Below are 24057 nucleotides of genomic sequence, written 5' to 3'. Positions count from 1 at the left end.
AATATCGCTACATCTATAATTCTGCAACGAATGTATGAAAAGAATTCAATAATTCAAAGGAAATTACGAATTATTAATCTTCTACTTGCTGAAGTTTTTGTACGTAAACTGCACGTTCTTTCTTAAGTCTTTTAGTTACAGACGGTTTGTCGAACTGTTGTCTGCTTCTCAACTCTTTAACGATGCCAGTTTTTTCAAATTTTCTCTTAAACTTCTTCAGCGCTTTTTCAATGTTTTCGCCTTCTTTTACAGGTACTACAATCATTTTGTTACTATTAAATATGTTATGGTTTAAAATTTCCGCAGTCAAATTGCGCCGCAAAATTACACATACTTTCTTTATTCACAAAACTTTCGGCAATTATTTCTCAAAATCAATGCAAAAGGAACAGAAAGTAGTTATCTTTGGAGAGTATAACATATAATATATATAATGTATGAAACAGTCTATCAGTGAACGAATACATGCATTACGCATGTGGTTTAAACCAAACATTCAAGCATTCATCATCCCCAGCACAGACCCTCATCTCAGTGAATACGTTGCACCACACTGGAAATCACGAGAATGGATTTCCGGATTTACCGGATCAGCCGGTACGGTAGTGATTACAGAAAAGAAAGCAGGACTCTGGACCGACTCAAGATATTTTTTACAAGCAGCAGAACAGTTACAAGGAAGTGGCATAGACTTATATAAAGAGATGCTGCCGGACACTCCAAGTATCACAGAATTCTTGTCTACCCAATTAAAACCGGGAGAGGCAGTAGGTATCGATGGAAAAATGTTCTCAGTGGAACAAGTGGAGTATATGCAAGCCGAACTTTCATCAAGTAATCTTCAAATCATATTCTGCCCTGATCCTATGCAGGAGATATGGACAAATCGACCGCCTATGCCAGAATCACCTGCCTTTGTATACGACATTGAATATGCGGGAAAAAGTTGCACAGAAAAAATCGCATCCATTCGTACGGAGCTAAAGAAAAAGGGTGCAGAAAGTGTTATGTTATCAGCTTTAGATGAAATAGCCTGGACCCTAAACCTACGCGGAAACGATGTACATTGCAACCCCGTAGTAATAAGCTATTTACTTATTACAGAAGACAGCACGATATTATTCATTGCTCCGGAGAAAGTAACTGAAGAAGTACGGAACTACTTAAAAGAGCAGCAAGTAGAGATACGGAACTACGCAGAAACAGAAATTTACTTATCAGATCTCAAGAGCACCAGCATCCTGATGAATCCGGCAAAAACCAATTATGCTATTTTTTCCTCCGTAAACCCCAAATGCCGGATCATACGAGGAGAAGCACCGGTAGCCTTACTGAAAGCTGTCCGTAACAATCAAGAAATAGCAGGAGTCCATGCAGCCATGCAGCGTGACGGTGTCGCCTTAGTCAAATTCCTTAAATGGCTGGAGTCTGCCGTCCCTTCCGGAATAGAAACAGAATTAAGCATCGATCACAAACTGCACGAGTTTCGTGCTGCACAGAATTTGTACGTAGGCGAAAGTTTTGATACCATTGCGGGTTACAAAGAACACGGGGCTATTGTACATTATTCAGCAACCGAAGAAAGCAACGCGACATTGCAACCCAAAGGCTTTCTTTTACTCGACTCAGGAGCTCAATACATGGATGGCACCACTGACATCACACGTACCATTGCATTAGGTGAGCTAACAGAGGAAGAAAAGACAGACTATACACTGGTCCTCAAAGGACACATCGCATTAGCGATGGCCGTTTTTCCGGCAGGAACCAGAGGAGCACAACTGGATGTACTGGCACGTATGCCATTATGGAGCCACAAAATGAATTTCCTGCATGGCACCGGTCATGGCGTAGGCCATTTCCTCAGCGTGCACGAAGGTCCACAAAGCATTCGTATGAACGAGAATCCGGTTGTATTACAACCCGGCATGGTCACCTCAAACGAACCCGGAGTATATAAAGGTGGCAGCCACGGCATACGAATCGAGAATCTGACACTGGTATGCAAGGCTGGTGAAGGCTTGTTTGGCGAATACCTGAGGTTCGAAACCATCACGCTTTGTCCTATCTGTAAAAAGGGTATAATCAAGGAGTTGCTAACCGCAGAAGAAACAGACTGGCTGAATGATTATCACCGGCAAGTATATGAAAAGTTATCCCCCGGTCTGAATGAAGAAGAAAAAATATGGTTGAAAGAGGCAACAGCCGCAATCTGACAAACCAAAGGAAGGACCGCCTTTATAGGTCACCAAAATCATTATTAGTGTGAATCAGCATCTTATAGGATGCTGATTCCATCTATTTCTCAAACATGTTTTAATCAATAACCTATGGCTTTAATAAAATCAGTAAGAGGTTTTACTCCTGAATTCGGAGAAAACTGTTTTTTGGCCGACAATGCCACCATCATCGGCGATGTAAAGATGGGGCGCGATTGTAGTATTTGGTTCAGCACCGTGCTGAGAGGGGATGTAAACTCCATCCGCATTGGCGACGGAGTGAATATACAAGACGGGAGTGTATTACACACTCTCTATCAAAAATCGACGATTGAAATAGGTAATCATGTATCGGTAGGACATAATGTAACCATTCATGGTGCGACAATTAAAGATTACGCATTGATCGGTATGGGATCGACCCTACTCGATCATGCTGTTATCGGTGAGGGAGCGATTGTAGCAGCAGGCTCACTTGTACTCAGCAATACCATCATCGAACCGGGAAGTATTTGGGGAGGAGTACCGGCAAAATTTATAAAAAAGGTTGATCCGGAACAAGCCAAAGAGTTAAACCAAAAAATAGCTCATAATTACCTGATGTACTCTGATTGGTATAAATAAGACCCGACCTGATAAACAAAAATATCCTCCGGAGGGACTGGGTTCCCCGAAGGATATTTTTGTTTATCAGGTTCAAAGCCTTAAAAATTTATCATGTGTAGTACCTTGTCCGTCGCTCCGGAGTTGCCAATCACATAATTACCGGCGTTAGTTCCCGTTTCTTTCAGGAACTTTTCATCGGACAGAAGCCTGTCAAGCAACGTCTTCAGCTCCTCGTAATCCTTAATCGAATAAGCCCCTTTGGCTTCAATCAATTGTACCGCCTCCATAAACTTCTGATATTTGGGTCCGAAAATTACCGGAATACCATAAACTGCCGCTTCAAGAGTATTATGAATTCCTACTCCGAAACCACCTCCGATATAAGCAATCTCTCCGTAACGATAAATAGAAGACAGTAAACCGAAACAATCGATTATCAGGCAGTCCGCCTTGCGGACATTCTTTTCATCGGCACGGGTATAACGCACAGAAGGACGTTTCAACTTACCAATAATCTCTACCAAATGATTCTCATCGATTACATGTGGTGCTATAATCAACTTCATCTCAGGATGATTATTAAAATACTCAATGAAAAGATCCTCATCCGGTCCCCATGAACTTCCGGCCACAAAAGTAAATGCGCCATCCTTGAACTGTTCCACCAGCGGCAACTCCTTGGCCTGCTCACGAATCTGCAAAACACGGTCAAAACGCGTATCTCCCACTACCGTAACCCTTGTAATTCCAATCTTGGCAAGGAAACGCTTCGATGCTTCGTTCTGCACAAACAAGTGATCAAAATCCTTCAGCACATTTCTGTAAGTACCTCCATACCACTTAAAGAATATCTGATCTTTACGGAAAATGGACGAAACACTATACACGGGGATACGACGCTTGTGTAATTCATCCAGATAGTTCTTCCAAAATTCGTATTTGATGAAGAAAGCCATACAAGGATTCACAATATCCAGAAACTTCTTCACATTACGAGGTTTATCAAACGGCAAATAGCAGACAATGTCGGCTCCACGGTAGTTCTTCCGGACCTCATATCCCGAAGGAGAAAAAAACGTTTGCAGTATTTTATAATCCGGATACCTCTCCCGTATTTTCTCAATCAAGGGACGCCCCTGCTCAAACTCTCCCAAAGAAGCAGCATGAAACCAGATATAGCGCGCGTCCTTCTCTACCTGTTGACGAAGAAGGTCGTACACTACCCAATGCCCCTTCATCATCTTTCGGGGCTTACGGCTGAATGGTGCAGCCAGATGCACCAGAAGGTCGTAAATTCCTATTGCCAGATCGTAAAACATACCTCCGGATTCTTATTTCAAAACCTCTACGGCACGTTTCATACGAGCCAGTGTTTCTTCTTTTCCCAATACCCAGGAAATGTCAAACATATGGGGACCTTTGCCCTCGCCTACCAGCGTCAAGCGGAAAGCATTCATAATATTACCTGTATGATAACCTTTCTCAGCAATCCAATCCATTACAATTTTCTCTTGACCTTCAATACTGAAATCTTCTATTCCGGCCAATACTTCAGCCAGTTCGGCCATACATTTAGCCGAATCTTCTTTCCAGCGTTTTTTAACCGTCTTTTCATCATATTCTGCCGGGGCTACAAAGAAGAAACTGCATACATCCCACAGTTCTTTGACAAAGCTGACACGGTCCTTCATCATCCCAACCACTGTTACTACTTTTTCGAAAGGAGCTTCCACACCATGTTCTTTCAGAACAGGCACAAACAGTTCGGCTATTTCTTCGTCAGACTTCTGTTGAATGTAAATATGATTAAACCAAATCCCTTTCTTATAGTCAAATTTAGCACCCGATTTACTGCAACGGTGCAAGTCGAACAGACGAATCAACTCATCCATGGACATTACCTCCTGATCGTTACCCGGATTCCATCCCAACAAGGCGAGGAAGTTAATGACAGCCTCAGGCAGATAACCCGATTCACGATAACCTGAAGAAACTTCTCCACTCTTCGGATCATGCCATTCAAGCGGAAATACAGGAAATCCCAGACGGTCACCATCACGTTTACTCAGCTTACCATTGCCCTCGGGTTTCAACAACAGAGGTAAATGAGCAAAAGCAGGCATTGTGTCTTCCCAACCAAATGCGCGATACAACAATACGTGCAACGGAGCGGAAGGCAACCACTCCTCACCACGGATCACGTGTGATACCTCCATCAGATGGTCATCAACAATATTAGCCAAGTGGTAAGTAGGCAGTTCATCGGCCGATTTATATAGAACCTTGTCGTCAAGGATAGATGAGTTAATAATCACTTCTCCACGAATCAGGTCATTCACATGAATGTCTTCGTTCGGCTCAATTTTAAAACGTACCACATATTGCTTTCCGTCAGCAATCAACGCCTTCACCTCTTCCTGTGAAAGGGTCAGCGAATTGCGCATTCCCACACGGGTAGATGCGTCATATTGGAAGTTGGCTATTTCAGCACGTTTGGCATCCAGCTCCTCCGGAGTATCGAAAGCAATATAGGCTTTTCCGTTGTCAAGCAACACTTGTACATACTTCTTGTATATTTCGCGACGTTCTGACTGGCGGTACGGTCCATATTCACCTCCAAAGCTGACACCCTCGTCAAACTGAATCCCTAACCACTTAAATGATTCCAGGATATATTCTTCCGCACCCGGGACAAAACGGTTTGAGTCAGTATCCTCGATACGGAAAATCAAATCTCCCCCATGCTGGCGGGCAAACAGATAATTATACAAAGCGGTACGCACACCACCTATATGCAATGCTCCTGTTGGGCTCGGAGCAAAACGAACTCTTACTTTTCTTTCTGCCATAATTTGCGTTAGTATAGGTAAATCGTGGCAAAATTAAACCTTTTTTTCCACACTATTGTTTTTTTTTGTACTTTTCGCAAAAAATTCAAGGGTTATGGAACACTGGAAGAAGAAAAATAGTTTCTCATACAAAGATTTGTTATATAAAGCACTGATTTTCGTCGGTACTGTGGCCTTCATTGTTTATTTCCTACCACGGGATGGGAAGTTTAACTATCAGTTTGACATAAACAAGCCGTGGAAGTACGGTCAGTTAATGGCTACTTTCGACTTCCCGATTTACAAAGACGAAGCAGTGGTAAAAAGGGAGCAAGACAGTCTTCTGGCCTCTTTTCAACCCTACTTTGAATTGAATAAAGAGGTGGAAAAGAACGCGCTCGCCAAGCTTAAGGAGAACTACCATACACATCTGAAAGGGATACTCCCCTCAACAGATTACATCCGTTATATTGAGAAAGGGCTGAAGACCATTTATCAATCGGGAGTCGTATCGACAGAGGAGATGCGAACCCTCCTCCATGACAGTCTCTCTTCTATCATGGTGATTGACGACAAATTAGCCAACCAGCGAATGACTGACGGAATATATACCGTAAAGAGAGCCTACGAGTATCTTATATCGAGTGACACCGCCCATTATAACAAAGACATCCTGCGTCAATGCGCACTCAACGAGTATATAACTCCCAATCTGATTTATGACTCCGTACGTACAGAGACTGCCCGGAAAGAGCTGCTCGACAACTATTCCTGGGCAAATGGAGTCGTACAAAGCGGACAAAAGATCATCGACCGTGGAGAGATTGTCAGCAAACAGACATACAACATTCTGGAATCTTTACGTAAAGAGTCTATTAAGCGGAGTGAATCTCTTGGACAAAAGCGGCTGATACTCGCCGGACAAATCTTATTTGTCGGTATTCTGGTACTTTGCTTTATGCTATATCTGGAACTCTTCCGCAAAGACTATTATGAGCGTAAAGGCAGTCTGTCGCTACTTTTCGCCTTAATTGTATTCTATTGCGTCATCACGGCATTGATGGTGACAAACAATATATTTAATGTGTACATCCTGCCTTATGCCATGCTTCCGATTATCATCCGGGTTTTTCTCGATTCACGCACGGCATTCCTGACACATGTCATCACCATACTGATCTGTTCCATCACCCTGCGATACCCCCACGAGTTCATCCTGACACAATTAGCAGCCGGGCTCGTGGCTATCTTCAGCCTGAGAGAATTGTCGCAACGCTCACAACTGTTCCGCACCGCCCTCCTGGTGATACTGACGTATGCAGCCATATATTTCGCTTTTGAACTGATCAGCGAAAACGATCTTTCAAAGCTGAATGTCAGTATGTACATATACTTCATCATCAATGGAGTGCTATTACTGTTTGCTTATCCTTTATTATTCCTGCTCGAAAAGACTTTTGGTTTTACATCGAATGTAACGCTTGTAGAGTTGTCGAACATCAACAACGATCTGCTGCGAAGAATGTCCGAAACCGTTCCTGGTACTTTCCAGCACTCGATGCAGGTGGCTAATCTGGCCGCCGAAGCTGCAATACGTATCGGTGCCAAAAGCCAGTTGGTACGTACCGGAGCACTGTATCATGATATCGGAAAAATGGAGAATCCGGCTTTCTTTACCGAAAACCAGTCGGGGGTGAACCCCCATAAGAACCTGAGTTATGAACAGAGTGCCCAGGTAGTTATCAGTCACGTAACAGACGGATTAAAACTGGCCGACAAGCATAACTTACCCAAAGTGATCAAGGATTTCATCAGCACCCACCACGGGCGCGGAAAGACCAAATTCTTCTACATATCCTGGAAGAACGAACATCCGGGTGAGGAACCGGATGAAGAAGTATTCACATATCCGGGACCTAACCCGTTCTCAAAAGAAACAGCCATACTGATGATGGCAGACTCCGTAGAAGCCGCTTCACGCAGTTTACCTGAGTATACCGAAGAGAGCATCAGCAATCTGGTAGATAAAATTATCGACTCACAAGTGCAGGAAGGATATTTCAAAGAATGTCCGATTACCTTCAAAGACATTGCGACGATCAAAGCGGTATTTAAAGAAAAGCTGAAAACGATTTACCACACGCGTATCAGCTATCCTGAGTTAAAGAAGTAAGGAGTCCGGCACAAGCATCCTCGAGTATATCGAGCACGTATTCAAAGCCTTCCGCACCTCCATAATAGGGGTCGGGCACGTGATCGGCGGGGATGCGGGTGCAGTATTCCGTCATCCGGTGAATCTTTTCCCATTCTGCCGGAGAGGGAGCTTTCTCCCTCAGGTCATCGATATTCCGATCGTCCATGCCGATTATAAGGTCAAAGTCATAAAAGTCCTCTGTACGGACCGGACGCGAACGATGAACCAGTTCATATCCTCTGCGAGCTGCATGAGCACGCATGCGGCTGTCGGGCAGCTCTCCCTGATGATAGGCCAAGATACCGGCCGAATCAATCATGAACTGATCTTCCAATCCGGCCTCTCTGATCAGATGAAGCATCACGCCTTCTGCCGTAGAAGAGCGGCAAATGTTACCTAAGCAAACAAAAAGTATTTTCTTTTTCATTCTTTCTTATTTTAATTAATAAGGTATAAAAATCCGCATGCAGGAACACGCTACATGGATCTCCCCTGCTACACGTTTCTGCATGCGGTATAAAAAGGTATTGTCGATAACTCTACAACGAATTCAATATTTTGTTCGCCTTATTCACCGTTTCAGCAGCCGGCACTTCCGGGAAGTCCTTCAGTTTAAAGGTGGATAGCATTTTTTCCAGCTTCTTAAATCCGTTCTTGTTTTTCTTATCCGTAAACTCTTTACGTAAGATTGTTATCTTCTCATGAGCCTGAACGCCCTCGATAAGTTTCTCGAAACGGATGGAAGAACGTGCTCCCGGATAAACCAGATAAGTATCACCACCGGCCCAAGCCTCAAAACGTGAGTCGAGCAACGGCTCTTTCGGCCAACTGTTATATGCCCAACGCAGGTAACCGTCGAGGTGATCTTTAGCAGAATAATAGCTCATCCAGGCAGCCTCGGCAGGATCGGAGAAAGTAAAGGTATTCGGGAAAGCTTCTGTACAACAGGTGTAATAAGTTGTAGGCAACTGCTTTTGTGCACGGCGTGCCAATACCTCTTTCGGATAAGAAGCGCCGATAGGAATACAGTAATCGTAAATATCAGCCTCCAATTCTTTATGGAAATTTCCGGCCAGCGAAACTTTAAATTCCGGATCAGCTTTACGGATCACCTGCAATGTTTTCTGCATTACCTCCATCGGGCGTTCGTCCATGGCGATGGCACAAATGTCGAACCAGCCTTTTTCACGCAAATGTTTAGAGAATGACTTCAGCATAGCCACCCACATCTCTTCGTAAGCTTTCTCGCCCGGAGCAGTCTTGGCGTATTGCATACTGTTTGTAGCCTGATCGAAGTACTGGAATGACAATTTCCACGGAACCATTGAATAGCAGTTGATTTGCTTGTCAATGCCTACGCTCATCATCATCTCCACCCACTTGTCGAACACACCATAGTCGAAAGCCCATGTGCCATCAACCTTTTTCGTCCAGGTAACCATCGATTCAAAATAGTCATAAGTCTGTCCGTTCCAAGGTTTGTGCATGATGGTAGCCGTAATAATCTTCTGTCCGGCATCCGCCAGCATCTTCATCAACGGACGCATGGCATCCATATGTTCCTGACTCCAAAGCGGAACCTGATAATAGCGTGCCACGGCAAACGGGCTCTGCCACAAATCCAGATGATAAGCCCATTCGGACGGAGCGGGCAATACGCGGGAAGAGACTTTAATGTCCATCTTGAGGGTAGACAGCCTCTGGTCTCCGTCTTTCACCTCAACGGTGCCGCGATAAACTCCCGGAGACACGGTCTGGGGTATCTGGCAATTGATCCAGATAGCTTGGGTACTCTTAGCCTCCATAGGCATGGAAGTCAGCAAGTGGTCAATCGGATCGGCCACCAACAGAGAGTCATAAATAGAATGATCCGGACGATAGCCACAGGCACCGCGTCCATCCTTATTCAGTTCATCCGTCATCACATAGCGGACAAAACCTCCGCTGAAGGCACTTGCCGGAAGCACGTCGCCCTTGGAGTTTTTAAATTCGGAAAGAGAATAATTCAACCCTTCCAGATCGGTACCTGTCCAGACAACAGCCTGAGCATGGAGTTTCTCGCCACGCCAGCCTTCCAGTGTGACGCTTTTCTGTGATTGAATCATGGGGACAACATGTTTTGCATACCGGGTATCGGTATTTCCCCATTGCACCTGAGGAGTTTTGACTGCCGCCCACTCCTTCCCGGAAGGAGTAACCGGATCGGGTAACTCTTTGTAAGATTGAAGTGGGAACGGAGCCTGTCCGGTCGGTGTTCCACATTGTGTCACTCCTTGCTGTGCAAGAAGCGGGCCTGTACTAACCAGGCAAGAAAGCAAAAGTGTCGTGATTCGCTTCATGGTTTCATTTTTTAAAGGTATATATTAAGATTGGTTTTCATTACATAGGATCTACATCATAATAGACAATCAACGATTTAAACCGTTCGTCTTCTATCATTTCCCGTTGTACACGCAAAAGTAATTCACGGGCGCGACTCATTGGCGCATTTTGTTCTATTTTAACAACTATTTTCCGTATAAACAAAGTCTGGATACGGGCAACGGGAGGCTTATCCGGCCCCAGTATACGGTTTCCGAACAATGCGCGCAGCTTTTCGGCCATGGTATGTGCCATCACATCCAGCAATGTCTCGTTCCGGTTCTTCAGATAAACATACACCATCCGGTAGTAGGGAGGATAATGGAACATCTGTCGTTCGGCCAATTGTCCCGCTACCATATCCTCGTAATCGTTCGTCATCACCTGACGGATGATGGGGTGATCTATACTTTTGGTTTGCAGCACAACCCTGCCCCGTTTATTTTTTCGCCCGGCACGTCCGGCAACCTGTGCCATCAACTGGAAGGCACGTTCGTACGAACGGAAATCGGGATAATTCAACATCGTATCCGCATTGAGGATGCCCACTACACTGACATGATCGAAGTCGAGTCCTTTTGATACCATCTGGGTACCGATCAGTATATCAGTCTTCCCTTGCTCAAAATCTGCAATAATCTTTTCATAGGCCGACCGGGTACGGGTAGTATCCAAGTCCATACGTGCCACAGAAGCTTCCGGAAAAATCAGTTTTACGTCATCTTCTATCTTCTCCGTACCAAAGCCCCTGTGCATAAGTTCGACTCCCTCGCAAGCCGGACACGAACGGGGCAACTGGTAGGTATACCCGCAATAATGGCAAGTCAGCTGATTGATGCCTTTATGATAAGTTAGGCTGACATCACAGTTTTTGCATTTAGGCACCCATCCGCAAGTGCGGCACTCTATCATCGGGGCAAAACCGCGCCGGTTCTGAAATAGAATCACCTGCTGTTTATTATCAAGCGCCTCACGGACGTATTGCAATAACAAGGGGGAGAATTGCCCCGTCATCCGCTTTTTGCGGTGTAATTCCTTGATATCTACCGGAATAATTTCCGGAAGTTGAATTTCTTTATATCGTTCTTTCAACTCCACCCATCCGAATTTACCGGTAGTGGCATTCTGCCAGGTCTCCACCGAAGGAGTGGCAGTGCCTAACAACGTCTTTGCCCCATACATCGAAGCCAGTACGATAGCGGCATTGCGGGCATGATAGCGTGGCGCGGGGTCCTGCTGTTTATAAGTGTTCTCGTGCTCTTCGTCCACAATGACCAGTCCGAGATTCCGGAACGGGAGGAATACCGAAGAGCGCACCCCCAGAATAATGTCATATCCTTCTTCCGTCAATTGCTTCTGCCAGATCTCAACTCGTTCGGCATCGGGAAACTTGGAGTGATAGATCCCCAACCGGGAGCCGAACACCCGTTTCAGACGTTCGGTAATCTGAGTGGTCAACGCAATTTCGGGTAACAGGTAAAGCACCTGTTTCCGCTGACGTAAAGCATCTTCTATCAGATGGATATACACTTCAGTCTTTCCGCTGGAAGTCACACCGTGGAGCAAGCAGACATTCTTCTCTTGAAAGCTCCGCACAATTTCATCATAAGCCCGCTGCTGATGTTCGTTCAGAACGTTCAGTTCCACCGTTTGTCCCGAGATACGGTTCAACCGGCCGATTTCCCGTTGATAGACTTCAAAGACCCGCTTTTCTACCAATCCGTTAAAAACGGCAGGAGAAGCGGAAGCACGCTGCAACAATTCCTTTTTCGATACTTCCTTCAACGTGCCGTCTCCCAATACCCCGGAAAGCTCGACGTACTTCATCAACAGTGCCAGTTGCTTCGGGACGCGTTCTAATTTATCAAAATGTCGCCGGAGATTCTCCTCGCCCGAAGCGTCGGCCGTCAGCCGGACCCGGACTTCTGTTTTGGGTTTATAGGTACGGCGAAGTTCCTCTTTTACAAAAAGGGCTTCCTTATCGAGCAAGGATTTAATAACAGTAAGTATGTTTTTCAGACCACTCTCCTTTTCAAGTTTGGTGACGCACTGCTCAGGATCTTTTGCAAGCAAGTCAAGTATCCGTTGTTCCCGTTCGGGAAGGGGAGCATCGGCTTCAAAGTCAGGGTTGTATTCAACAATTGTCTCGCTTTCCAGTTTTAAACCGGAAGGTAACGCCGCTTTGTAGACATCGCCCTGTGTACAGAGATAATAATCGGATAACCATTCCCAAAACCGGAATTGTACAGGGAGCAGTATCGGAGAGGTATCAAGTACGGCGGAAATCTCTTTGACTTCATATTCAGTCGGCGCATAATAGTGAACATTGCAAACAATGGCTGTATAATACTTTTTCCGCCCGAAAGATACGACTACCCGGCAACCGATTTGTACCTCTTCTGCTCCTTCGTCCGGAAGGGAATAAGTGAAGTAACGGGGAAGAGGCAAAGGTAATATGACATCTACATACTTTTTCATCGTGAGGACAAAGATACAAAAAAATCCCCGACGCAAACGCCGGGGATTTGTATATCATCAGATGATTCTGATTTCTTAGAAAATATAAGCAGCAGATATCTGCCACATTTTAGTCTTATAAGAAAAATCAGCCTCTTTCCATTCCGCTGTTTTATTCAACGGGATATTATAATTGGCTCCTATCTGCAAATGCCTCAGTAATTTCACACCGGCACCTACATTAATACCTATCTGTGCGTTCTTTTTATTCAACCGACCAAGGTCCTCGTAATTCTTATCGCCTGAGAAGTTAAAATAAAAATCCGGACCGGCTGCCACGTAGATACCCAATGCACTACCCAAGCCAATAGTATACTTCAAGTTAATTGGAATATCGAGACCATTCTGTCTGATAGACTCATCACCTACTTTGACACCTCTCTGAGAGAACAAAAGAGCACCGTCAACCCCCAAACCTACCAGTGGGATAGTAACCTCAGCCATCGGGCCGATAAAGAAACCGGTAAAGTTGTCTGTTTTTAAATCAGACTTATTAAAATCAGCTTTTGCCAGGTTTACACCACCTTTCACACCAAACTTGATAAGTTGTGCCTGAGCAGGCATAGCCATACCGATACATACAGCTATCATTAAAGCACTAATAATCTTTTTCATAACTAAGTTGTGTTTAAAATTCGGGACAAAGATATAGTTTTAAATTAAAAAAACATTAAATTCGTTTGCATATTTTCAGCAAAGCGCTCTATTCTATAACATTACTCAACAGCATTTTGTTGTTTCAATCCCCAATATAAAGGACTTGCCGTTTTCTCAATAAAAAGATCCATCTTTATCATCTAAGGGAACTATATACGGGATGTACAACTGGTATATCGGATCTTTTAATAATAGACCCGCAACCTCATAAAGTAGCAGCAAAATCCCGGCAAGAAGAAAAAAACACCCTTACCGGAACAACAAATCATAAAACGATTTACCTTTGTAGTACATTTAAGGAAAGATGCCAGAGTGATCGAATGGGCCGGACTCGAAATCCGGTGAACGGCTTGTCTGTTCCGTGGGTTTGAATCCCACTCTTTCCGCACAGGCTTGCAGGTTCCGATTAAGAAAAAGAGCCTTGCAAAAGCCCGTTTCACCACAGACTGTGACACCTCCCCCTTCTCTATAAAGACCGTTTCCCTATCCCTTAAACTGTATCAGCATCAGGACAGGATTATCATCTACTTTCATTCCCGAAACAATCTTTTTCAGTTCACCACTCAACTCACCGGCTTCGTAAGCCTCCACCAAATCTTCCGACTTCAGAATGACTAAAGCGCAATCTTCGGGATAACGATAAAACATGATGCCTGAGACCGGTTTCGAAGTATCTTCACGATTCTTGAAAATATAGCGGAAAACCTCCTGGGTACGGCGATCATAAAGCCATTCTTCATTTTGCAAATCCAGATGATCAATGCTGTTCATAGGTATCTCCATCGGTTGCTTGGTTAAAAAAAGATAGGGTCCCGCCACTCCTTTCAAAAACAAACCATACTGGTTCCCTTCTTCATTATGTGAAGGGGTCCGGACCAGCAAAGGTTTTAAAGCAAAATCCGGCTCCATCGTAAACAAAGTATCCGAGTCCGCATTGCCTATGTAGAACCGGGAACCATTGCAAATAATCGATGGCTCATGCATATAGCCATACAGATGCGCTTGCTCGTTGATGATTAATTTAACTTGCACACATTTTTTCTGCACATAGCTCAAAGAATCCAGCTGTCCGCTCTCGGTAGAGACAAGGAGGTAGGGATGGAACCCGGCATCCGAACCTGCGGAAGGAGTGAAGTCCCGGGAGGCAATCAGATATTCGGGAGAGAAAAGATACATCTGGTTCAACCATATATTTTCGGGATAAGGAAGCGAACGCTTGAACGTGCCATCCAGCGAATAGACGTGAATTTTTTGCCGGTTCATCTCTTTCAGATAAAGTTCGCCATTCTCCCTGTTTACGTCTACCGTCGCAATATCTTTGTATTCTCCCGGACCATTTCCCACCCGGTGGATACGGGTAAGGGCTTTTCCCTCCCGGCTGAACAGACAGACATCTTCACTCTGGTGACCTATCGTCACGATATATTTATCGGACACTATCGCGGCAACACCATTGAACAGAAAGTCATCGGTAGTTTCCAAAGGAATATATTCCACATCGGCAATGTCTTGCAGAACAATCTCTTTTTCAGGGTAACTTTTTGTCATGTCGACAACGGATAAAGCCTGAGTCTCCGCCTGCTTCGTCCCCTGGCATGAAACCAACAGGTACAGCACCAGAAAGTAAAAAGGGAATCTTTTCATAGTATCATCATTAATCACACCGGCAAGATAGAAAAAAAATACCGGATTCAGCTCTCAAACTTCAGAAAATAAAAAAAGAAGTTGTACCCCAAACCGCTGCAATTCTCCTATCCTCCCTAAACGGAAGAAAGAACTGTAACCGGATTGGGATACAACTTCTTAAATATGCTGACCGGATTCCCCGGATCAGTTGTTAGGCTTAATATCGAGTTTAACCGGATGAATCATGTTTTCCGGCTTCAGGATCGTATCAAGGTCTTCTTTCGAAAGAATGTTATGTTCCAACACCAGTTCGTAAACTCCCTTACCGGTCTCCTGTGCCTCTTTGGCAATTTTGGTAGAATTCTTATACCCGATGACAGGGTTGAGGGCCGTCACAACACCGATACTGTTGTGAACATCTTTCCGGCATTTCTCCTCATTGGCCGTAATGCCGTCTATGCACAAAGTACGCAGTGTATCGAAGCCATTCATCAGCAAATCGGCAGATTCAAAGCAACACTGTGCCATAACCGGTTCCATCGCATTCAGCTCCATCTGAGCCGCTTCGCCACTCATAGCCACGCAAAGGTCGTTGCCTATCACTTTATAGTCGATCTGGTTCATCACTTCGGGGATAACCGGATTTACCTTACCGGGCATGATAGACGACCCGGGTTGCATGGCAGGCAGATTGATCTCACCCAACCCGCAACGCGGACCGGATGCCAGAAGACGCAAGTCATTGCAAATCTTATTCATTTTTACAGCTATACGACGCATGGCTGAAGAATACCCCACCAGACAGGAAGTATCGGAAGTAGCTCCTATCAGATCGTCGGCCAAACGGATATCCAGCCCGGTAATCTTCCGAAGGGCCGCGATGCATTTGGTAGCATATTCCGGTTCGGCGGTAATTCCGGTTCCGATGGCAGTAGCTCCCATATTGACTGTCAGGAAGTCCTGTGCAGCAAAGTCCAGATTCTTAATTTCATCTTGAAGGATGCTGGCAAAACCATTGAATGTCTGCCCAAGCGTCATCGGCACCGCATCTTCCAACTGTGTACGCCCCATCTTGATCACATGTGCAAACTCTTCTGCTTTTCTCCGGAAAGCACCGATCACTTCTTTGAAATGCTTCACCAGTTTCAGATGCGTATAATACATACCTATATGGATGGCAGTCGGATAGGCATCGTTGGTGGACTGCGAACGGTTGACGTGGTCATTGGGCGAACAATATTGATACTCTCCGCGTTTATGTCCCATCAGTTCGAGGGCACGATTGGCTATCACCTCGTTGGCATTCATGTTGGTGGTAGTTCCGGCTCCACCCTGAATCATGTCTACCGGGAATTGGTCGTGATGTTTGCCTTCCAGAATTTCTTTACATGCATGGAGAATGGCATTTGCCTGTTCTTCAGTCAGCAATCCAAGCTCAAAGTTAGCCATAGCGGCTCCCATCTTGGTTATGGCAAGTGCATTGATAAACAACGGATACTCACAAAGGTGATATTTGCTAATGCGGAAGTTCTCTATTCCCCGAAGGGTTTGTACGCCATATAAGGCGGTTTCGGGTACTTCACGTTCACCTATTAAATCACTCTCTGTACGGGTTGCTTTCGATAATTCTTCTTTCATAATATATCTTTATTAACAATTATAATCTTAACTGTGTTTATAATAACCAAACTTAAGCAATATTGTTTTGAAAGCAATCATATTCACTATTTAGTTAACATACTTTAAACAAGGAGTGATTTACGTATAATAAAGCAAATACATGTATCATATTGTAAATAGCATCCGATTGAGAGATATTTTATAAAATCTCCTTCATAATGAAAAAATATGCAAATCAGCAAAAACCAATTAACTTCTTTTTTGTTGATTACCATATCATTTACCAATTCAGAGACAATTTATTAAATTATCTTTGCCAAAAAATTAAAAAAGAAAGATATGATTTTACAATTGGCTTTTGTACTGACAGCTATTATTATCGGTGCCCGTTTGGGAGGTATCGGACTCGGAGTAATGGGCGGCGTAGGTTTAGGGATACTGACTTTTGTCTTCGGACTGCAACCCACAGCCCCTCCGATCGATGTAATGTTGATGATTGCCGCGGTTATTTCGGCTGCATCATGCATGCAGGCAGCCGGCGGACTGGACTATATGGTGAAGCTGGCAGAAAAGTTATTGCGTAAAAACCCGTCACACGTCACTCTTTTGAGTCCTATTGTGACTTATCTGTTCACCTTCGTCGCCGGTACAGGACATGTTGCCTATTCCGTACTGCCGGTGATTGCCGAAGTGGCCACCGAAACAAAAATCCGTCCGGAACGCCCTCTCGGTATCGCCGTTATCGCTTCTCAGCAAGCCATCACGGCCAGCCCCATTTCGGCTGCCACAGTTGCCTTGCTCGGACTTCTGGCAGGTTTTGACATTACTTTATTTGACATTTTAAAAATAACAATCCCCGCTACCATTATCGGTGTGCTGGTAGGTGCACTGTTCTCAATGAAAGTGGGCAAAGAACTGGTGGACGACCCGGAATATCAGAAGCGATTGGCAGAAGGGTATTTCAACTCTAAGAAAGTAGAGATTAAGGACGTACACAACAAGCGCAATGCAATGATCTCGGTTCTGATTTTCATTTTAGCAACGGCCTTCATCGTATTCTTCGGTTCTTTCGACGGTATGCGCCCCACCTTCCTGATAGACGGAGAAACCGTTACATTAGGGATGTCTGCCATTATTGAAATCGTAATGCTTTCGGCAGCTGCGCTTATCCTGATGATTACCAAGACGGATGGAATCAAAGCAACACAAGGTTCTGTTTTCCCGGCAGGAATGCAGGCGGTAATCGCCATCTTCGGTATAGCCTGGATGGGTGACACATTCCTGCAAGGCAATATGGGGCAACTGACAGAATCTATCGAAGGATTGGTTCGGCAGATGCCGTGGTTATTCGGAATAGCTTTGTTCGTAATGTCTATCCTGCTTTACAGTCAGGCAGCCACAGTACGTGCACTGATGCCACTGGGCATCGCCCTCGGCATTTCGCCGTATATGCTGATCGCCATGTTCCCGGCCGTAAACGGATACTTCTTCATTCCGAATTATCCGACGGTGGTTGCTGCCATCAATTTCGACCGTACAGGAACAACCAAAATCGGTAAATATGTGTTGAATCATTCGTTCATGATGCCCGGATTGGTATCAACCGTTGTAGCTATCGTACTCGGATTGCTCTTCATCCAGGTATTTTAAAAATACGAACTATCTATTTTTTAACCTAAATAACAGTTGAGTCATGAAAGAACTAAAAAGACTAAGCCTTGTAGTGGTTACACTACTGCTTTCCACAATGATGGCCTTCTCACAGAAGCCAAACATTCACATCCTTGCTACCGGAGGAACGATTGCCGGGACAGGCGGCTCGGCAACCTCTACCAATTACACAGCCGGACAAGTAGCAATCGGTACACTGCTGGATGCAGTACCCGAACTAAAAAACATTGCCAATGTGACCGGTGAACAAATTGTGCGCATCGGTTCGCAGGACATGAACGACGAAGTATGGCTGATACTTGCCAAAAAGATCAACCAGTTGTTGAAACGTCCGGATATCGACGGCATCGTTATCACTCACGGAACAGATACAATGGAAGAAACGGCTTACTTCCTGAACCTGACCGTCAAAAGCGACAAGCCGGTGGTGCTGGTAGGAGCCATGCGTCCTTCCACCGCACTTAGTGCCGATGGTCCGCTGAACCTTTATAACGCCGTAGTCACCGCAGGGGCCAAAGAATCTGTAGGCAAAGGCGTACTGGTAGCCATGAACGGATTGATTCTCGGGGCAGAAAGTGTATTAAAAATGAATACAATCGATGTACAAACCTTCCAGGCACCCAACTCCGGAGCGTTGGGCTATATCTTCAACGGAAAGGTATTTTACAACCAAGCCCCACTGAAAAAGCATACCACTCAGTCTGTGTTCGACGTAACCAACCTGAACTCTCTGCCTAAAGTAGGTATCGTTTATAGCTACTCAAACATTGAGGCAGATATGGTAACCCCACTTCTACACCACGATTATAAGGGTATTATCCATGCCGGCGTAGGTAACGGAAACATTCACAAGAACATTTTCCCGGTACTGACAGAAGCCCGTAAGAAAGGAATACTCGTTGTCCGTTCATCCCGTGTACCGACCGGACCTACGACACTGGATGCCGAGGTGGATGATGCTCAATATCAATTTATCGCTTCGCAGGAATTGAACCCGCAAAAGTCACGTGTACTGCTGATGCTTGCACTGACCAAAACCAACGACTGGAAGCAGATTCAGCAATATTTTAATGAGTACTAACCGGGCATCGGACCGATAAAACCTGAACACTTATGAAGAAATTAATGGCAATGCTGCTCCTTGCGGGCAGCATTCAAGGAGTATATGCACAAAAGGCAGAAAAGAAGGAAATGTTTCTGGAAAACAAATCGTTGTACGAAGAACTGGCCAACGTGCAAAAAAAGACGGATAAGTTCAATCTGTACCTCAATATGCAAGGTAGTTTTGACGCTAACTTCCGCGATGGTTTCGACGAAGGAGTATTCAAAATGCGTCAACTCCGCATCGAAGCAAAAGGCAATCTCAACAGCTGGCTCTCTTACCGCTATCGTCAACGCCTGAACCGTTCGAACGAAGGAGGAGGAATGATTGATAACATCCCTACCTCGATAGACTATGCCGGAATCGGTGTGAAACTGAATGATCAGTTCTCTTTCTTTGCCGGTAAGCAATGTGCCGCATACGGGGGATTTGAGTTCGACCTGAATCCGATCGACATTTACGAATACAGTGACATGATCGACAATATGAGTAATTTTATGACCGGACTGAACGTCGGTTATAATATTACCCCCACCCAGCAACTCAACCTGCAGATTCTGAATAGTCGTAACAGTTCGTTTGACAAAACATACGGAATCACCGAAGATTCGGAAGGCAAATTGCCGGATCTCAAATCGGGGAAGATGCCACTGGTCTATACCCTGAACTGGAACGGCAACTTCAATAAGGTATTCAAAACCCGCTGGTCAGCCTCCGTCATGAGTGAAGCCAAAGGCAAGAACCTCTACTATTATGCAGTGGGCAACGAGCTGAATCTGGATAAGTTCAATATGTTTGTCGACTTCATGTATTCGCAGGAAGGCATCGACCGCAACGGTACTATCACCGGAATCGTGGGTAATGCCAGCGGACACAATGCTTTCAACGCCGGTTACTTATCTGTGGTGACCAAGCTCAACTACCGTTTCCTCCCGAAATGGAATGCTTTTGTAAAAGGTATGTACGAAACCGCTTCGGTTACTAAAGCAACTGACGGCATTGAAAAAGGTAACTACCGTACTTCCTGGGGATACCTGACCGGAGTAGAGTTTTACCCGATGAAGACCAACCTGCATTTCTTCCTGACTTACGTGGGACGTTCATACGACTTCACACATCGTGCCAAAGTACTGGGACAGGAGAACTACAGTACCAATCGTTTGTCTTTAGGTTTCATCTATCAGTTACCGATGTTCTAATACCAATAAAACAGTCCCGATAAACCGGATCGTTTATCGGGACTATTTATTATTTTCAATTCATTCGTTCGTATCAATACTCCTCTTCATTGAAGAAGAAATCTTCTTTACTGGGGTAATCCGGCCAAATATCTTCTATACTTTCATAGATTTCGCCTTCATCTTCCATTTCCTGAAGGTTTTCAATCACTTCAAGAGGAGCACCCGACCGCATGGCATAATCAATCAGTTCATCCTTAGTTGCCGGCCAAGGAGCATCTTCCAGTTTAGATGCTAATTCCAACGTCCAATACATAAGCTTTCGTATTTAAAATGTGAATATTAATACCTACTCTCTATTTTTCGGCAAAAGTATAATAAAAAATTTCACTTGCAACTATTATTCCAAAATATTTCGTCTTTTCCCTCATTAAAATTCATTTTACGAGACAAGACAAATAAATAATCAGACAGCCGGTTGACATAAGCCAGCAAATCAGCAGAGATTGTATAGCTTTCGGATAATGCAAGAATACGCCGCTCCGCCCTCCGGCAAACGGTACGGCAAACGTGGCAAAGTGCCGAGCCACGACTTCCTCCCGGAATGATGAAGGAATGTAAAGGCGGAAGAATTTCGTCGGCAGCATCAATTTCACGTTCAATAGCTTCTACATCGGCAGGGGTAATAATACTGACATCGTGCAGTTGGATCTTCTCCTGGTCAGTGGCCAGATGCGAACCAATGGCAAACAGTTTATCCTGCACCGACTGTACGAAATCCAAATCATGCTCGTCCATCAGGTAAGTTGCCAGTAATCCCAGATTCGAGTTCAGTTCATCGACCGTTCCATACGCTTCAAGGCGGATGTGGGTTTTCGGCACACGGGTTCCTCCTATCAGACCCGTTGTTCCTTTATCACCCGTTTTTGTATATACAAGACTCTTTTTCATAATGATAGTAAGTTTATTATTTCTGTAAAGGTTAACACACAAAAGGATTCAGAAGTTGACGATATAGTGCTGTTTTATCTTCGTACGGTCGAAAAAGACGATTCCAAGATCATATAAGTCGAATGTAACACCCGTCCGGTCATCCTGCTGTATCTTTTTCCAGAGTGCTTTCATCTTTTTCGTATAGCAGATACCGGCAATCACAAAAACTCCTTGTTCCGTTGTTCTCGACGCACAGATATCGAATACTTTCTCTACAAATTCCGGGTTACGGTAATGGTGCAAATAAAGAAAATCGACAGGTGTATCTTTCTCTAAAAAGAGTTCGGACAAATCAGAAGCACCCAGATAACCCGCCTTAGCATGTCCGGCCTGCAAATATAGAGACGATACCGACAACGTTCCGGCATCTACAATCGTAGCAGGTTGCATTCGGTTGACCAACCGGAACAATAACCGGTTCACCTTCTTTGATTCATGCTTCCACTTCCTGCCGGGATTTACCGACATTTTCTTTTGTTCAGTCTCCAGCAAACTGTAAGCATAGTAAGGGGTACGCTCATAAATGACGTTGGTTATCAAGTCGAAAGCAAATGGTGAATGAACCCCATATCCACAACGGTGACGAAAGCGGGCCAGCCAGATAAAAGGGCGTTTCAACAGTAGAAATCCGTTCATAATAAATTGAAATATATCGCGTTCAACGCACAAAGATATACTTTTTATCAAAACAGAACAATTTCAACCCAAACCTTCTGATAGATTCAACTCATATCCAAACTATCTATTCAGCACAGTTCTAAGAATATACTATATATCTTAGCACAATATCCTGATCTAAAAACCGATTAATATTTAATCAGCACATTTATTACAAGTTGACTTTTATTTAATATATTTGCATTACTAATGAAAAGATAAACATGGAAAACATATATTTTGCAAATCAGGGGCTATTAATCGGTGTCATAGACCACCCATTCCATTTAGATAGCGAAACTTTCTTTAGGAACTAACTTATTAAATATGAATTGAACATTAATTTATTATGATAGAAAGAGAGAATGACGTGATACTACAGTACATTAGAAGAAAGACCGCATTCCATTCGTGATGAGGGTGTGTCGAAACTCACCACAGAGGAGACAGAGTAACATAGAGTGATTTTTAAGTTATTAATTATCATCATTCTTATTCTGTGATAATCTGTGCAATCTGTGGTAAAAAAGAGTTTTGACACAGTCCCAAAAGCCTTTGTGTATCCATAGACAGCTTATAATAACCAAAACATAAAGACATGATCAACGTCATGCTATTTTTTCAATCCAATTGATAGGGTTACTCAACAAAGTAGCCCTATATTTTTTGCCTACCACTCTCCCTACCATTGATACTCTTCCTAAACTTTTTAGAACCAAATACTTCATAGTGTGTTATTCAAAGACTAAAAACCTAAACAGCATTAAGTATGAAGAAATTAATATTCCTGACCCTCTTGACGGCTGCAATATTCTACAGTTGTTCGGATGACAATTCGTGTGCGCCATGTAAGGAAGATAACGGAGGACTGGTCACCCCCGACCTGAGTGTCACCTTATCCGATACCCAAAGTCCGATGACCGGTGTATTAGAAGCCTATCCTTGCCAGGCTGGCAGTGCCATTTATTATGGAAATTACATAGAAGGCAAGCTGACCCCATTCCCGGGAATGTACTATCTTCAAGATGGGGCAATTTACGGAAATAAGAACAGGGAACTCTCACTTCCGGTAGGTACTTATAACATGATTTATTGGGGTACCCCGAAATATGAAGAGCCCATTTACAGCAATCCGGTTGTCATTGATCCCCAAATCACTATCGGAGGCGATCTTTCCCAGCAATACTTCGGGCTCCGGAGAATCTCGACGGATACCACCTATTATCCGGTATTCGATTTGGTATATACCGTAAAACCGGCACATATTGGTACGGAAGAGTTGAGCGCAGCCATGCAGCGTGTGGTTGCAGGTCTGAAAGTAATCGTAAAAAACAAGAACAATGGAATCCTCAGTTCCAGCATTGCCAGCATGGAAGTTCATATAGGAGGCATTGCCGAAAAACTGAATGTGTATACTGCCGCTCCGGTAAACCAAACCAAGACAGTGGCCTTCCCACTCGTACTGTCAGCTGACGGCACGCAGATGAGCAATGCTACGGTCATGCTTTTTCCTTCATCTGCGAAACCAATGTTCAAACTGATCATCAAACTGAAGAACGGAAATACCAAAACCTATCAGCAACCGCTGAACGCTCCGTTAAAAGCTAATAACAAGTTGACTCTCACACTGACTTTAGGTGACATCTTCTCGGAAGAAACTTCCGGAGGATTCACCATCGACAACTGGCAAGAAGAAAACGAAACGATAGACATACCGACACTGGAATAATAAATACGCCGGCTCACCCCACCATGAGTCGGCAAAACCCCAAAAGAATGCTTCATGTAACGTCTGTACTACGATTTGGTACGATTCATTATAGCCTCA

At 44.3% G+C, this 24057-nt stretch carries 19 protein-coding genes and 1 tRNA gene; 8 read left to right on the top strand and 12 right to left on the bottom strand.

Annotation, left to right across the window (positions count from 1 at the left end; all coding sequences use genetic code 11):
• Window positions 1-73 precede the first annotated feature (73 nt).
• On the bottom strand, window positions 74-265 hold the full coding sequence (rpsU, locus tag QK890_RS19050; RefSeq protein WP_005782152.1) for a 30S ribosomal protein S21: 192 nt from the start codon (window positions 263-265) through the stop codon (window positions 74-76).
• Between the two features lie 172 nt (window positions 266-437).
• On the opposite strand from rpsU, the gene QK890_RS19045 reads away from it, so the two are divergent.
• Both QK890_RS19045 and QK890_RS19040 read left to right on the top strand, forming a co-directional pair.
• Window positions 438-2216: an aminopeptidase P family protein gene (locus QK890_RS19045; RefSeq protein ID WP_032539199.1), complete on the top strand. Its 1779-nt coding sequence runs from the start codon at window positions 438-440 to the stop codon at window positions 2214-2216.
• Window positions 2217-2330: 114 nt separating this feature from the next.
• Window positions 2331-2843, top strand: a complete 513-nt coding sequence (locus tag QK890_RS19040) for a gamma carbonic anhydrase family protein (RefSeq protein WP_005782150.1) — start codon at window positions 2331-2333, stop codon at window positions 2841-2843.
• An 80-nt stretch (window positions 2844-2923) separates the two neighbouring features.
• Here the strand turns inward: QK890_RS19040 and QK890_RS19035 are convergent, their stop codons facing one another.
• Entirely contained in the window at window positions 2924-4144 is a 1221-nt protein-coding gene (locus QK890_RS19035; RefSeq protein ID WP_005782149.1) for a 3-deoxy-D-manno-octulosonic acid transferase, read from the bottom strand.
• A gap of 12 nt (window positions 4145-4156) precedes the next feature.
• Window positions 4157-5674, bottom strand: a complete 1518-nt coding sequence (gene gltX / locus QK890_RS19030; protein WP_022012302.1) for a glutamate--tRNA ligase — start codon at window positions 5672-5674, stop codon at window positions 4157-4159.
• Window positions 5675-5768: 94 nt separating this feature from the next.
• Between gltX and QK890_RS19025 the strand changes: the two genes are divergently transcribed.
• Window positions 5769-7826, top strand: a complete 2058-nt coding sequence (locus tag QK890_RS19025) for an HD family phosphohydrolase (protein ID WP_005822149.1) — start codon at window positions 5769-5771, stop codon at window positions 7824-7826.
• Here the strand turns inward: QK890_RS19025 and QK890_RS19020 are convergent.
• From QK890_RS19020 to QK890_RS19005, 4 genes are all read right to left on the bottom strand, one after another.
• Window positions 7801-8274, bottom strand: a complete 474-nt coding sequence (locus tag QK890_RS19020; protein WP_005782146.1) for a low molecular weight protein-tyrosine-phosphatase — start codon at window positions 8272-8274, stop codon at window positions 7801-7803. The two genes, QK890_RS19025 and QK890_RS19020, sit on opposite strands and share 26 nt — an antisense overlap.
• A gap of 112 nt (window positions 8275-8386) precedes the next feature.
• Window positions 8387-10186 (bottom strand): DUF4091 domain-containing protein, encoded by a 1800-nt coding sequence (locus QK890_RS19015; RefSeq protein WP_032539197.1) that lies wholly within the window; start codon window positions 10184-10186, stop codon window positions 8387-8389.
• A 40-nt stretch (window positions 10187-10226) separates the two neighbouring features.
• A complete protein-coding gene (gene priA / locus QK890_RS19010) occupies window positions 10227-12686 on the bottom strand; it encodes a primosomal protein N' (protein WP_032536191.1) in 2460 nt (819 codons plus the stop codon).
• A gap of 75 nt (window positions 12687-12761) precedes the next feature.
• Window positions 12762-13340 carry a porin family protein gene (locus QK890_RS19005; RefSeq protein WP_005782143.1) on the bottom strand — a complete coding sequence of 193 codons (579 nt, stop codon included), beginning with the start codon at window positions 13338-13340 and terminating at the stop codon, window positions 12762-12764.
• Between the two features lie 340 nt (window positions 13341-13680).
• On the opposite strand from QK890_RS19005, the gene QK890_RS19000 reads away from it, so the two are divergent.
• Window positions 13681-13768, top strand: a tRNA-Ser gene (locus tag QK890_RS19000).
• A 97-nt stretch (window positions 13769-13865) separates the two neighbouring features.
• Here the strand turns inward: QK890_RS19000 and QK890_RS18995 are convergent.
• Both QK890_RS18995 and aspA read right to left on the bottom strand, forming a co-directional pair.
• Complete coding sequence (locus tag QK890_RS18995; protein WP_032539196.1) at window positions 13866-15026, bottom strand: 6-bladed beta-propeller; 1161 nt, start codon at window positions 15024-15026, stop codon at window positions 13866-13868.
• Window positions 15027-15212: 186 nt separating this feature from the next.
• On the bottom strand, window positions 15213-16646 hold the full coding sequence (aspA, locus tag QK890_RS18990; protein ID WP_005782141.1) for an aspartate ammonia-lyase: 1434 nt from the start codon (window positions 16644-16646) through the stop codon (window positions 15213-15215).
• Between the two features lie 321 nt (window positions 16647-16967).
• On the opposite strand from aspA, the gene QK890_RS18985 reads away from it, so the two are divergent.
• From QK890_RS18985 to QK890_RS18975, 3 genes are read left to right on the top strand one after another with little or no spacing between them, the layout of a single operon-like run.
• Window positions 16968-18278, top strand: a complete 1311-nt coding sequence (locus QK890_RS18985; protein WP_005782138.1) for an anaerobic C4-dicarboxylate transporter family protein — start codon at window positions 16968-16970, stop codon at window positions 18276-18278.
• Between the two features lie 43 nt (window positions 18279-18321).
• Window positions 18322-19380: an L-asparaginase 2 gene (gene ansB, locus QK890_RS18980; protein ID WP_005782137.1), complete on the top strand. Its 1059-nt coding sequence runs from the start codon at window positions 18322-18324 to the stop codon at window positions 19378-19380.
• Window positions 19381-19412: 32 nt separating this feature from the next.
• Window positions 19413-20600, top strand: coding sequence for a porin (locus QK890_RS18975; RefSeq protein ID WP_032539195.1), 1188 nt, complete (start codon window positions 19413-19415; stop codon window positions 20598-20600).
• Window positions 20601-20673: 73 nt separating this feature from the next.
• Here QK890_RS18975 and QK890_RS18970 read toward each other — a convergent pair whose 3' ends face one another.
• The 3 genes from QK890_RS18970 to QK890_RS18960 all read right to left on the bottom strand — a co-directional run bounded on the left by QK890_RS18970 (window position 20674) and on the right by QK890_RS18960 (window position 22208).
• Window positions 20674-20895, bottom strand: a complete 222-nt coding sequence (locus tag QK890_RS18970) for a DUF2795 domain-containing protein (RefSeq protein WP_002558131.1) — start codon at window positions 20893-20895, stop codon at window positions 20674-20676.
• A 71-nt stretch (window positions 20896-20966) separates the two neighbouring features.
• The gene (locus QK890_RS18965) at window positions 20967-21530 is read right to left on the bottom strand and encodes a cob(I)yrinic acid a,c-diamide adenosyltransferase (RefSeq protein WP_005782133.1); all 564 of its coding nucleotides are present in this window, start codon (window positions 21528-21530) and stop codon (window positions 20967-20969) included.
• 48 nt (window positions 21531-21578) lie between these two features.
• Window positions 21579-22208 (bottom strand): hypothetical protein, encoded by a 630-nt coding sequence (locus tag QK890_RS18960; RefSeq protein WP_032538263.1) that lies wholly within the window; start codon window positions 22206-22208, stop codon window positions 21579-21581.
• 790 nt (window positions 22209-22998) lie between these two features.
• Between QK890_RS18960 and QK890_RS18955 the strand changes: the two genes are divergently transcribed.
• On the top strand, window positions 22999-23958 hold the full coding sequence (locus QK890_RS18955) for a FimB/Mfa2 family fimbrial subunit (RefSeq protein WP_005811517.1): 960 nt from the start codon (window positions 22999-23001) through the stop codon (window positions 23956-23958).
• Window positions 23959-24057: the final 99 nt, after the last annotated feature.

It is taken from the genome of Bacteroides sp. NGMCC 1.200775, assembly GCF_040798045.1.
Classification (GTDB): Bacteria; Bacteroidota; Bacteroidia; order Bacteroidales; family Bacteroidaceae; genus Bacteroides; species Bacteroides hominis.
Note: the sequence above shows the minus strand (reverse complement) of the source record. Positions and strands in the feature narration are given on the sequence as shown.